The 11888-nt window shown below is 72.3% G+C and carries 12 protein-coding genes; 7 read left to right on the top strand and 5 right to left on the bottom strand.

Features of this window, described 5'->3' with window-relative positions; translation table 11 throughout:
* Positions 1-80: 80 nt before the first annotated feature.
* The 3 genes from HGK68_RS10190 to HGK68_RS10180 form a co-directional block, all read right to left on the bottom strand.
* On the bottom strand, positions 81-650 hold the full coding sequence (locus HGK68_RS10190) for a GNAT family N-acetyltransferase (protein ID WP_169165864.1): 570 nt from the start codon (positions 648-650) through the stop codon (positions 81-83).
* A 4-nt stretch (positions 651-654) separates the two neighbouring features.
* Positions 655-2127: an NAD-dependent succinate-semialdehyde dehydrogenase gene (locus HGK68_RS10185; protein ID WP_169165863.1), complete on the bottom strand. Its 1473-nt coding sequence runs from the start codon at positions 2125-2127 to the stop codon at positions 655-657.
* A gap of 173 nt (positions 2128-2300) precedes the next feature.
* Entirely contained in the window at positions 2301-2765 is a 465-nt protein-coding gene (locus HGK68_RS10180) for a hypothetical protein (protein WP_169165862.1), read from the bottom strand.
* A 107-nt stretch (positions 2766-2872) separates the two neighbouring features.
* Between HGK68_RS10180 and HGK68_RS10175 the strand changes: the two genes are divergently transcribed.
* The gene (locus HGK68_RS10175) at positions 2873-3700 is read left to right on the top strand and encodes a thymidylate synthase (protein ID WP_425483647.1); all 828 of its coding nucleotides are present in this window, start codon (positions 2873-2875) and stop codon (positions 3698-3700) included.
* A gap of 12 nt (positions 3701-3712) precedes the next feature.
* Here the strand turns inward: HGK68_RS10175 and HGK68_RS10170 are convergent, their stop codons facing one another.
* Positions 3713-4045, bottom strand: coding sequence for an AzlD domain-containing protein (locus HGK68_RS10170; RefSeq protein WP_169165860.1), 333 nt, complete (start codon positions 4043-4045; stop codon positions 3713-3715).
* Entirely contained in the window at positions 4042-4803 is a 762-nt protein-coding gene (locus HGK68_RS10165; RefSeq protein ID WP_169164113.1) for an AzlC family ABC transporter permease, read from the bottom strand. The genes HGK68_RS10170 and HGK68_RS10165 overlap by 4 nt, the downstream gene beginning before the upstream one ends.
* Before the next feature lie 208 nt (positions 4804-5011).
* Between HGK68_RS10165 and HGK68_RS10160 the strand changes: the two genes are divergently transcribed.
* The 6 genes from HGK68_RS10160 (at position 5012) to HGK68_RS10135 (ending at position 11869) form a co-directional block, all read left to right on the top strand.
* Entirely contained in the window at positions 5012-5983 is a 972-nt protein-coding gene (locus HGK68_RS10160; RefSeq protein ID WP_169165859.1) for a carbohydrate ABC transporter permease, read from the top strand.
* The gene (locus HGK68_RS10155; protein WP_246260276.1) at positions 5980-6897 is read left to right on the top strand and encodes a carbohydrate ABC transporter permease; all 918 of its coding nucleotides are present in this window, start codon (positions 5980-5982) and stop codon (positions 6895-6897) included. Before HGK68_RS10160 ends, HGK68_RS10155 begins: the two co-directional genes overlap by 4 nt.
* A 125-nt stretch (positions 6898-7022) precedes the next feature.
* Complete coding sequence (locus tag HGK68_RS10150) at positions 7023-8405, top strand: ABC transporter substrate-binding protein (protein ID WP_206155733.1); 1383 nt, start codon at positions 7023-7025, stop codon at positions 8403-8405.
* Positions 8402-9142 (top strand): glycerophosphodiester phosphodiesterase, encoded by a 741-nt coding sequence (locus HGK68_RS10145; RefSeq protein ID WP_169165858.1) that lies wholly within the window; start codon positions 8402-8404, stop codon positions 9140-9142. Before HGK68_RS10150 ends, HGK68_RS10145 begins: the two co-directional genes overlap by 4 nt.
* A 104-nt stretch (positions 9143-9246) precedes the next feature.
* Positions 9247-10158: a 4-hydroxy-tetrahydrodipicolinate synthase gene (gene dapA / locus HGK68_RS10140; protein WP_169165857.1), complete on the top strand. Its 912-nt coding sequence runs from the start codon at positions 9247-9249 to the stop codon at positions 10156-10158.
* 25 nt (positions 10159-10183) lie between these two features.
* Entirely contained in the window at positions 10184-11869 is a 1686-nt protein-coding gene (locus tag HGK68_RS10135; protein ID WP_169165856.1) for a ribonuclease J, read from the top strand.
* The last annotated feature ends 19 nt before the right edge of the window (positions 11870-11888 follow it).

Below are 11888 nucleotides of genomic sequence, written 5' to 3'. Positions count from 1 at the left end.
CGCCGTGCCGCCGTGCCGCCGTGCCGCCGTGCCGCCGTGCCGGCGTCCGGCTCTGTACGGCTGGGCCGCGGTGGCCGGAGTCAGATCGCGGCCGCCCACAGACGCTCGGTCACCTCGCGCGGGTCGCCCTCGCTGCCCAGGCGCCGTTCGGCACCCATGTCGTCCAGCCCGGCCGAGCCGAGGAACTGCTCGCGGACCACGTCCCCGACCAGCACCCAGGTCTGCACGCTGCCGGCCCCGTCCTCGTCCCGCAGCAGGTCCACCACGGCGGCCAGCAGCCGCGACCCGTGGCCCACCCGACGGGCCTCGGGCAGGACTTCCAGCGCCAGGATCTCGCCGCCGGGCGTGTCGTCGTCGGAGTCGGCCGGGGCGGTGACCGGAGCCACCGAGGCGAAGCCGACCAGCCGCGGCCCGTGCATCGCGACCAGCACCCGGTAGCCGCGCCCGGGCGGCGCGCTGATCGCCCGCTGCCACTGCGCCGCCAGCTGGGTCGGGTCGATCCCGTCCAGCACCGCCTCGCCCAGGGTCTCGGTCAGGGACTCCCGCCAGGCGGTGAGCTGGACGCGGGCCACGTCCTGCTCGTCGCCGGGGACCGCGGGGCGGACCGACACGTCGGAGGTGGGGGTGAGCGGGTTCAGGGGGCCGGGCATGCGCTCACCATGCCACGTACACCGGCTCCAGGTACTCCTCGATCCCCGCCTCGCCACCCTCGCGCCCGATCCCGGACAGCTTCACGCCACCGAACGGGGCGCTGGCGTCGGAGACCATGCCCCGGTTGATGCCGATCATCCCGGCCTCCACCGCCTCGGTCAGCCGGAGCGCCCGGGACAGGTCGCGGGTGTACGCGTAGGCGACCAGGCCGAAGTCGGTGCCGTTCGCCAGCGCGAGCCCCTCCTCCTCGGTGCCGAAGCTGGTCACCGGTGCGACCGGGCCGAAGATCTCCTCGGTCACCGCCGGGGTGTCCGCGGGCACCCGGTCCAGCACGGTGGGCGGGTAGAAGTGGCCCCGGCCCCCGATCCGCTCGCCACCGGTCCGGACCCGTGCCCCGTCGTCGGCGGCCCGGGCCACCAGCTCGGCGACGTGGTCGACGGCGGACGCCTCGATCAGCGGCCCGACGGTGACCCCCGGCTCCGCCCCGTGGCCCACCCGCAGGTCCTGGAAGGCGGCGGTCAACCGGTCGGCGAACTCGGCCGCCACCGGCTCCTGGACCAGGAACCGGTTCGCGGCGACGCAGGTCTGGCCCGAGTTGCGCATCTTCGCCGCCACCGCACCCGCCACCGCCTCGTCCAGATCGGCGTCGGCGAACACCAGGAACGGGGCGTTGCCGCCCAGCTCCATCGACGTGCGCAGGATGTTCTGCGCCGCCTGGCCGAGCAGGGTGCGGCCGACCTCGGTGCTGCCGGTGAACGAGAGCTTGCGCAACCGGCGGTCGGCGATCACCGGCCCGGTCACGGCACCGGAGGACGCGGTCGGGATGACGTTCACCACCCCGGTCGGCAGGTCACGGGCGTCCAGTTCCTCGCGGATCAGCTCGGCGAAGTAGGCGGTGGTCAGCGGGGTCAGCCGGGCCGGCTTCACCACGATCGGGCACCCGGCGGCCAGCGCCGGGGCGACCTTGCGGGCGATCATCGCGATCGGGAAGTTCCACGGCGTGATCGCGAGCGCCGGTCCGACCGGGCGGCGCATCACCAGCTGGTGGTGGGTCCCGGCCGGTGCACGTCGGGCCAGCCCGTCCAGGCGCACCGCCTGCTCGGAGTACCAGCGCACGTACTCGGCGGCGTACTGCACCTCCGCGCGCGCCTCGGCCAGTGGTTTGCCGCCCTCCGCGGTGACCAGGGCCGCCAGATCGTCGGTCCGGGCGATCATCGCGTCGAAGACGCCGCGCAGCAGGTCCGACCGGGTCCGGGGAGCGACCTCGCGCCAGAGCGGGAACGCGCGGTCCGCGGCGTCCAGGGCGGCGAGCGCGTCCTCCGCGGTGGCGTCGGCGACGTCGAACAGCGTCTCGCCGGTGCCCGGGTCCTCGACCGCGAAGCTGCCGCCGCCGGTGGCGGGTCGCCAGCGACCGTCGATCAGCAGCCCGGTGGGCAGGTGGGCGGCGAGGTTGGGTGGCAGCACGGCGGTGGGCATGGCGCCAGTGTCACGCGCACCGGCCGCGGGCGCGCGGCGGCACCCGACCACCGCGCCCGACCACCGCGCCCGACCACCGCACCCGACCACCGCGCCCGGCCACGGCACCCGGCCACGCCACCCGACACCCGCACCGGCTTGCGGCCGACCGGTCACCGGGTGCGCCGAGCGGCTCAGTGCGCGAAGCCGCAGTCCCGACGCAGCCGCACCTGGATCGCGTCCGCCTCGGGCAGCCGCACCAACCGGGTGTCCAGGTCCACCGTCGTGAGCCCGGCCTCGGTCGCCACCGCATGCCCGATCCCGCCGTCCGGGTGCACCACCAGCACGTGACCCGGGCAGTCACCGAGGAAGGTGACGTCCTCGATCAGCACGTCGTGCCGGGCATCGGCTGCCACCGCGTGCGCCAGGGCCAGCAACTCGGCTCCGTCCAGCCCCGGCCGCACCAGGCCCGACACCACGGTGCCACCCGGGGCGGGGGACACCTCCGCGCAGATCACCGGCAGGCGGTCCAGCGCCGTGAGATCCCAGAACCGGTCGTCGTCCAGGATCGGTGCGTGCGGGGCGAACAGCCGGCACACCGCCGACCGGTCGAGGGTGTCGCCGAGCGTCAGTTCGAACTCGCCGGTTCCGACGGGCATCCGCGCGCTCCTGAACTGCTGGTGACAGACCTGCCGACCTGCACTGTAGGGGTGCCGGCGAGCGGGGACGGGGCGTGTCACCCGTCCGGCCCCGTCGGACGCCTAGCATGGGGCCCATGACCGACCTGCCGTACGCCAGCCAGACCACGCCGTACGAGGACCTGCTCCGGCTGGTGCTGGAGACCGGCACCGCGAAGTCCGACCGCACCGGCACCGGGACCCGCAGCGTCTTCGGTCACCAGATGCGCTTCGACCTGGCGCAGGGCTTCCCACTGGTCACCACCAAGCGGGTGCACCTGCGGTCGATCGTGCAGGAGCTGCTGTGGTTCCTGCGCGGCGACTCGAACGTCCGCTGGCTGCAGGAGCGGAACGTGACCATCTGGGACGAGTGGGCCGATCAGGACGGCGAGCTGGGGCCGGTGTACGGCGTGCAGTGGCGGTCGTGGCCCATGCCGGACGGCGGTCACATCGACCAGCTCAGCGAGCTGCTGACGAACCTGCGTCGGGACCCCGACTCGCGGCGGCACATCGTGTCGGCGTGGAACGTGGCGGACATCCCGAGCATGGCGCTCGCCCCGTGCCACGCGCTGTTCCAGTTCTACGTGGCCGACGGCAAGCTGTCCTGCCAGCTCTACCAGCGGTCGGCGGACCTGTTCCTCGGGGTGCCGTTCAACCTGGCGTCCTACGCCCTGCTGACCCACATGGTGGCGCAGCAGGTCGGGCTCGAGGTCGGCGACTTCGTGTGGACCGGCGGCGACTGCCACATCTACGACAACCACCTGGACCAGGTGCGCGAGCAGCTCACCCGGGAGCCGTACCCGTTCCCGACCCTGCACCTGCGCCGGGCCGCGTCGCTGTTCGACTACATCCTGGAGGACGTCGAGGTGGTCGGCTACCAGCACCACCCGACGATCAAGGCACCGATCGCGGTCTGAGCGGACGGCCGTTCAGGCCATCCAGCCCAGTGCCCGCAGCAGGGCGGCAGACCCGGCGGCCAGCACCACCACCACGATGAACGGGGCGCGCAGGACCAGGGCCACCGCCGCCACCGCCACGGCCACCAGGCGGGCATCCACCTGCACCGCGCCCCCGCCGGTCGCCGTCTGGACCGCGACCAGCGCCGCCAGCAGGGCGATGGTCACCAGCCCGGCGGTGCGGGTGACCCGGGGGTTGTCCAGTGCCCGGCGCGGGATCAGGTGCCCGGCGAGTTTGGTGGCGTAGACCAGCGCCGAGGACGCCAGCACGGCGATCCACGCGGTGGTGCGGTCGAGCGGGCTCATCGGGTCGCCTCCGAGGTCCCGTCGCCGGGTGCGAGCACGCCCACCACCACGGCCAGGAGGGCCGCGGCGAGCACCGGCACCCCGGCCGGCACCACCGGGGTCAGGGCCAGCGCGACCACCGCCGCGGCGAGCGCCACCCAGCGTCCGGTGCGCAGGTCGTCGCCCGCCCCGTCTCGCGACCCACCCCGGGACCACCCGACCCGCGGCCAGAGCAACGCCAGGAAGGCCGCGGCCGCCGCGGCGTCCAACCCGTACCGGCGCGGGTCGCCCAGCGCGTCGCCGAGCAGCGCACCGGCCAGGCTGAACGCGTTCCAGAGCACGAACACCCCGACTCCGGTCCACCAGAAGCCGACCCGCGCTGCCCGCTGACCCGGTTGCGCGGTGGCCACGGCGGTGGACTCGTCAATGGTCAGGTGCGCCGCCAGCACCCGGCGCCAGCCCCGGTCGCCGAGCAGCGCGGAGACCTGCACGCCGTACAGCCCGTTGCGCGCACCCAGCAGCCCAGCCGTCGCGACCACCGCTCCGGCCGCGCCACCGGCACCCAGCACCCCGACCGCGGCGAACTGGGACCCACCGGAGAACATCACCAGGCTGAGCACCATCGTCTGCGGCAGGTCCAGACCCGCCGCCACGGCCAGCGCGCCGAAGGAGATGCCGTAGAGCCCGGTCGCGACGGACACGGACAGCGCGGTGCGGACGGCGGATCGGACGGCCGGGTCGTGCGGGAGCGCCTGCCGCGGCTCGGGGGAGTCGGACACCGGGCGAGGGTAGCCCGAGGCGACCGCCGTCTGACCACTCCGCGACCCGCAACCGTCCACATGTTGGCCGGTGGGTGGCTCCGGTGAACTCCTGGCGAACCGGCTCGGAAGCCTTCTCGACACCGCCCGGATCAGGCAGAACGCGTTCCTACAGTGGCTCGGGCCGCTGATCCGGCCGTCCTCGCAAGCCCCGAGCGGAAGTTTCCCCGTGACCTCTGACGTCCTCGCGCCGCCCCCTGTCGGCGGCGCCGTGACCGGTGGGACGACGCACCAGCGTCCCGCCCGCCGCGGCAGCCTGAGCGCCCGCCGCCGCCGGACCGCCTTCGGCTGGTTCCTCCTGCTGGCCGGTCCGAACATCGCCCTGCTGCTGGTGTTCGTGTACCGCCCGCTGATCCAGAGCTTCTACCTGTCGACCTTGCAGTGGAACCTCGGGTCGCCGGTGGCCCGCCAGGTCGGGCTCGGCAACTACATCGAGTGGTTCACCGCCGCGAGCACCGGCCGGGTGGTCGGGACCACCGTGGTCTTCACCCTCGTGACGGTCGGCGGGTCGATGCTGCTCGGCCTCGGCCTCGCGCTGCTGCTCAACCGCAAGCTGGTCGGCCGCGGCTTCGCCCGCACCGTGGCCTTCGCGCCGTACGTGCTGTCCGGCTTCGCGGTCGGCATCCTGTGGCTGTTCATCTTCGACCCGCGGTACGGGCTGATGGCCGAGCTGCTGCAGCTGGTGAACCTGGACTCGCCGCAGTGGTACACCCAGCGGCCCTGGCCGCTGGTGATGATCGTGGTCGTCTACCTGTGGAAGAACGTCGGCTACGTCGCGCTCATCTACTTGGCCGGTCTGCAGTCGGTGCCGCAGGACCTCAAGGACGCGGCGGCCCTGGACGGGGCCTCGCCCGCCCGGACCCTGCGCTCGATCGTGCTGCCCCTGCTGACCCCCACCACGTTCTTCCTGCTGGTGACGATGATGCTGGCCTCGCTGCAGTCCTTCGACCTGATCAAGGCGATGACCAGCGGTGGCCCGCTCGGCTCCACCACGACGCTCATGTACTCGATCTACGAGGAGAGCTTCGTGAACGGCCGGGCCGGGTACGCCTCGGCGGTCGCCACGATCCTCTTCCTGGTGCTGCTGGCCGTCACCGCGGTGCAGATGCGCTTCATCCAGCGGAAGGTGCACTACTCGTGAGCGTCCTGACCCCGCGGCGCCAGACCGCTGCGCCGGAGAACACCATGCGCCCCGTGTCCCCGACCCGTCCGACGCCCCCTGGCCGCTCCGGTGCCCGCCGTCGCCCGCCGGTGGTCGGTTACGCGACGATGATCCTGGCGACCGTCGTGCTCGGCGCGCCGTTGATCTGGCTGGCGCTGGCGTCCTTCAAGACGCCGGGGGAGCTGTACAGCCTCCCGTTGCAGTGGCTGCCCGGCTCGCTGGACCCGGCGAACTACCAGCAGGCGGCCGACACCGTCCCGCTGGGCCGACTGCTCGCGAACAGCGTGGGCCTGACCGTCGTCGGGGCCGGACTGAAGGTGATCCTCGGCCTGGGCTGCGCCTACGGGTTGGTGTTCCTGGACTTCCCGTTCAAGAAGGCGATCTTCGGCCTCGTGATCGCGACGCTGATGATCCCGGCGCAGATCACGATCATCCCGAACTACACCCTGGTGGCGAGCCTGGGCTGGTTGAACACCTACCAGGGGATCCTGGTGCCGGGTCTGGCCTCGGCCTTCGGCACCTTCCTGTTCCGCCAGCACTTCCTGACCCTGCCCGGGTCGATCCTGGAGGCGGCGGAGCTGGACGGGGCGGGCCACTGGCGCAAGCTCTGGCGGTTCGTGGTCCCGATGAGCACCCCGACGATCGCCGCCGTGACCCTGGTGTCCGTGGTCACCGAGTGGAACGACTACCTGTGGCCGTTCCTGGTGATCGACCGCCCGGACAAGATGACGCTGCCGGTCGGTCTGACCCTGCTGCAGAACATCGACGGCATGACCAACTGGGGCGTGCTGCTCGCGGCCACCGTCGTGGTCACCCTGCCGATCCTGGTCGTCTTCCTGGTGCTGCAACGTCGCCTGGTCGACGGCCTCACCGCGGGCGCCGTCACCGGCTGAGCGGCACCCCACGGGGCAGCGAGCGGTCCGCCCCGTCACCCCGAGACTCCCGCACCGTCCCCTGCACGGCGCGGGTCACCCCCGCGCGCTCGATTCCCGGGCGCACGACCCGAAGGAGCACATCCGTGTCCCACGTCATCGGACGTCGCCGTCGCGGCCTCGTCCTCGCCGGAGCCCTCTCCGCCGCCACCGCACTGGCCCTGACCGCCTGTGGCGGCCCGACGGTCGGCGGCAGCAGCTCCGACTCCAGCGCCTCGGCCGAGGCGACCGACTGGTCGCAGGTCGAGCCCGCGGACGAGATCACCTTCTGGTCCAACCACCCGGGCCAGTCCCAGGACACCGAGCAGCAGCTGATCGACGCCTTCACCGCCGAGTCGGGCATCACGGTCAACCTGGTCACCGCCGGTGCGAACTACGACGAGGTCGCCCAGCGCTTCCAGGCCGCGTCCCAGTCCGACGAGATGCCGGACGCGGTGATCGCCTCGGACGTGTGGTGGTTCCGCTACCACCTGAACGACCAGATCATGCCGCTGGACGACGTGCTGGAGTACCTGGACGCCGACGCGGACGACTTCCAGCCCGCGCTCTACGGCGACTACGAGTACGACGACCAGCACTGGGCGGTGCCCTACGCCCGGTCGACGCCGCTGTTCTACTACAACAAGGACATGTGGACCGCCGCCGGTCTGCCGGACCGTGGCCCGGAGACCTGGGCGGAACTGCAGGACTGGAGCACCCAGCTCACCGCGCAGGTGCCGGACGGCGGCAGCCCCTTCGGTCTGTCCACCGGCCCGTCCTGGGGTGCTTGGTGGTTCGAGAACATGATCTGGGGCCAGGGCGGGGAGTACTCCGACGGCTTCGACGTCACCCTGGACACCGATGAGGCGGTCGCCGGTGGGCAGTTCCTCTCCGACCTGTTCCACGGCGTCGACGGCGTGAACAACGGGGCGCCGGTCGCCACCGTCTCGGCCACCGACTCGATGGCGGACTTCTCCAGCGGCCTGATCGCCTCGACCATCGGTTCCACCGGCTCGCTGAAGGGCGCGCTGGACTCGGCTTCCTTCGAGGTCGGCACCGCGTTCCTGCCGGACGGCCCGGACGGTGGCGGTTCGCCCACCGGCGGCACCGGCGTCGCGATCTCGTCCAGCTCCACCCCGGAGAAGCAGCTCGCCGCCGCGATGTTCCTGAACTTCCTCACCAACACGGAGAACACCGCGACCTTCTCCCAGGCCACCGGCTACATGCCGGTGCGCACCTCGGCCGTGGAGTCGGACACGATGAAGGCGGTGTACGACCAGTTCCCGCAGTTCCGCACCGCGGTGGACCAGCTCGGTGAGAAGGCGCGCTCGCAGGACTACATTCGGGTGTTCGTGCCGGGTGCCGACGCCCTGCTGAACACGGCGATCGAGCAGATCGTCCTGGAGGGCACGGACCCGGCGTCCGCCTTCGAGTCGATCACCCCGCAGCTCGAGACCGCCTACCGCGAGAACGTGGAGCCCTACCTGTGAGCCACACCCCGACCGTCATCGCCCACCGCGGGAACTCCTCCGTGGCGCCCCAGAACACCCTCGCGGCCTTCGAGGCGGCGTGGCGGTCGGGGGCCGGCAGCATCGAGCTGGACGTGCAGCTGACCGCCGACGGTGAGGTCGTGATCATCCACGACGACACCGCCGACGCCACCACTGACGGCACCGGCGCGATCAGCGCGATGGACCTGAGCACGGTGCGGACGCTGGACGCCGGATCCTGGTTCTCCCCGGCCTACGCCGGGCAGCGGATCCCGACCCTGGCGGAGGTGGTGGACTTCCTGAACCGGCGCCCCGGCATCGACCTGCTGCTGGAGATCAAGGGCTCGTGGACGGCGGAGCAGGTGCGCCGGGTCACCGACCCGTTGCAGGCAGCCGGCCTGTTCGACCGGATCATCGGGCAGAGCTTCTGGCCGGAGACGGTGGCGGCGCTGGCCGAGGTGGCTCCGACGCTGCGCCGTGGGCTGCTCGTGTTCGGCATCGAGTCGGTCGACGCGCTGCTGAGCCAGTGCGCCGAGCTCGGGGTCGTCACCTGCAACCCGGCCGGTCCGCTGCTGGTGGAGCACCCGGACCTGGTGACCCGCCTGCACGCGGCGGGCCTGCGGACGATGGTGTGGACCTTGGACGAGCCGGAGCACTGGGCGGCGGCGATCGCCCTGGGCGTCGACGCGATCATCACCGACCGACCGGACCGGCTGCTGGGGTACCTCGCCGCCTGATCCATCGCCGAGTGCGGACGCGAGCGCTCTTCCCGGCCCGGGAGGGGTGCCCGTGTCCGCGCTCGGTGCATCGGGGCGGACTCCGGCGCGGTAGCGTGAGCCCCATGTCCTCCACGCCTTCCCGTCCGTTCGGCGCGGTGCTCACCGCGATGGTCACCCCGATGACCGACGACGGGAAGCTCGACCTGGACGCCGCCGCCCGCCTCGCCACGCACCTGGTGGACCACGGTCACGACGGGCTGGTGCTCAACGGCACCACCGGCGAGTCGCCGACCACGCACGCGCCGGAGAAGGCCGACCTGATCCGCGCCGTGGTCGCCGCTGTGGGCGACCGGGCCAGCATCGTCGCCGGTGCCGGTTCGAACGACACCCTGCACGCGGTGCGGATGGCCGAGCAGGCAGCCGACGCCGGTGCCGACGGCCTGTTGGTCGTCTCGCCGTACTACTCGCGTCCCAGCCAGGAGGGCATCGTCCGGCACATCAGCGCCGTCGCCGACGCCACCGACCTGCCGGTGATGCTCTACGACGTGCCGGGTCGCACCGGGGTCCGCCTGGCCCCGTCCACCCTGGACGCCCTCGCCGGTCACGACCGTGTGGTGGCGGTCAAGGACGCCACCGGCGACGTCTACTCCGCCGCCCTGGCCGCCGCGCGCACCGGCCTGGCCTGGTACTCCGGCGACGACAGCCTGCTGCTGCCCTTCCTCGCGCACGGCGCGGCGGGCATCGTCAGCGTGGCCGGCCACGTGGTCGGCCAGCAGTTCGCCGCGATCATCGCGGCCCACGACGCGGGTGACCACGCCCGCGCCCTGCAGATCTTCCTGTCGATCGCACCGGCGATCGACGCGCTCAACGGCCGGGGGTTCCAGGCGGTCGCCGCGAAGGCGGCCGTCCAGGCGCTCGGTCTGATCCCGTCCCGACACCTGCGGTTGCCGTTGGTCGCCGCGTCCGACGCCGAGGTCGAGGAGGTGCGCGGGGGACTGCGTGCCGCCGGCATCGCCGCGGACGTGGCGGCATGAGCACGCAGCACTGACCAGGAGAAGCATGTCCCACCCGCACCCCGAACTGACGCTCCCGCCCGCACTGCCGAAGGGGGCGCTGCGGATCGTGGCGCTCGGCGGTCTCGGTGAGGTCGGCCGCAACATGGCCGTCCTGGAGTACGACGGCCGCCTGCTCATCATCGACTGCGGCGTCCTGTTCCCCGAGGACCACCAGCCCGGCGTCGACCTGATCCTGCCGGACTTCGAGTACATCAAGGACCGGATGCACCTGGTCGACGGGATCGTGCTCACCCACGGTCACGAGGACCACATCGGCGCCGTTCCCTACCTGCTGCGGCTGCGCTCGGACATCCCGCTGATCGGCTCCCAGCTGACCCTGGCCTTCGTCGAGGCGAAGCTCAAGGAGCACCGGATCACCCCGATGACCCTCGCGGTGAAGGAGGGCCAGACCGAGCAGATCGGCGCGTTCTCCTGCGAGTTCGTCGCGGTGAACCACTCGATCCCGGACGCGCTGGCCGTCGCGGTGACCACCGGGGCGGGCACCGTGCTGCACACCGGTGACTTCAAGATGGACCAGCTGCCCCTGGACGGCCGGATCACCGACCTGCGGGCCTTCGCCCGGCTGGGGGAGAAGGGCGTCGACCTGTTCATGGTCGACTCCACCAACGCCGAGGTGCCCGGCTTCGTCACCCCGGAGCGGGAGATCGGCCCGGTGCTGGACGCGGTGTTCGCCGAGTCCGCGCGCCGGATCGTGGTCGCCTCGTTCAGCTCGCACGTGCACCGGGTGCAGCAGGTCCTGGACGCCGCGCACGCCCACGGCCGCAAGGTCGCCCTGGTCGGCCGGTCGATGGTGCGCAACATGACGATCGCGGCCGAGCTCGGCTACCTCAAGGTGCCCGCCGGGATCCTGGTCGACGCCAAGCGGATCGACGACGTGCGCGACGACGAGCTGGTCCTGATGTGCACCGGATCGCAGGGTGAGCCGATGGCCGCCCTCAGCCGGATCGCGAACAACGACCACAAGATCTCGGTCGGCCCCGGCGACACCGTGATCCTGGCCAGCTCGCTGATCCCGGGCAACGAGAACGCCGTCTTCCGGGTGATCAACGGCCTGACCCGCCTCGGCGCCCGCGTGGTCCACTCCGGCAACGCGAAGGTGCACGTCTCCGGGCACGCCTCCGCCGGTGAGCTGCTCTATTGCTACAACATCCTGCAGCCGAAGAACGTCATGCCCGTGCACGGCGAGGTCCGGCACCTGGTGGCCAACGGGGCGCTCGCGGTCAAGTCGGGCGTCCCGGCGGATCGGGTGGTGCTGGCCGAGGACGGTGTGGTCGTCGACCTGGTGGACGGCAAGGCGTCGGTGGTCGGGGCGGTGCCCTGCGGCTACGTCTACGTCGACGGCTCCAGCGTCGGGTCGATCACCGAGGCCGAGCTCAAGGACCGCCGGATCCTGGGTGACGAGGGCTTCATCTCGATCTTCGCCGTGGTGTCCTCCGCCGACGGCAGCGTGCTCGCCCCGCCGCAGATCCAGGCGCGCGGCTTCGCCGAGAACGACGCGGTGTTCCAGACGATCCTGCCCGAGGTCACGGCGGCGCTGGAGGAGGCCCTGCGCGGCGGCGCGGTCGACACCCACCAGCTGCAGCAGATCATGCGCCGGGTGGTCGGACGGTGGGTGTCCAACCGGCTCAAGCGGCGCCCGATGATCCTGCCGGTGGTCGTCGAGGCCTGAGCCACCCGTAGCGACCCCC

The organism is Cellulomonas taurus (genome assembly GCF_012931845.1).
In the GTDB taxonomy this organism is placed as follows: Bacteria; Actinomycetota; Actinomycetes; order Actinomycetales; family Cellulomonadaceae; genus Cellulomonas; species Cellulomonas taurus.
This window is presented reverse-complemented; position numbering and strand designations above follow the sequence as displayed.

What these genes read in the sequence shown, in the direction of transcription:
- HGK68_RS10180 (WP_169165862.1), bottom strand. Translation starts at nt 2,765, where the DNA reads ATGCCCGTCGGAACCGGCGAGTTCGAACTGACGCTCGGCGACACCCTC.
- HGK68_RS10175 (WP_425483647.1), top strand. Translation starts at nt 2,873, where the DNA reads ATGGGGCCCATGACCGACCTGCCGTACGCCAGCCAGACCACGCCGTAC.
- HGK68_RS10135 (WP_169165856.1), top strand. Translation starts at nt 10,184, where the DNA reads ATGTCCCACCCGCACCCCGAACTGACGCTCCCGCCCGCACTGCCGAAG.
- dapA (WP_169165857.1), top strand. Translation starts at nt 9,247, where the DNA reads ATGTCCTCCACGCCTTCCCGTCCGTTCGGCGCGGTGCTCACCGCGATG.
- HGK68_RS10170 (WP_169165860.1), bottom strand. Translation starts at nt 4,045, where the DNA reads ATGAGCCCGCTCGACCGCACCACCGCGTGGATCGCCGTGCTGGCGTCC.
- HGK68_RS10185 (WP_169165863.1), bottom strand. Translation starts at nt 2,127, where the DNA reads ATGCCCACCGCCGTGCTGCCACCCAACCTCGCCGCCCACCTGCCCACC.
- HGK68_RS10190 (WP_169165864.1), bottom strand. Translation starts at nt 650, where the DNA reads ATGCCCGGCCCCCTGAACCCGCTCACCCCCACCTCCGACGTGTCGGTC.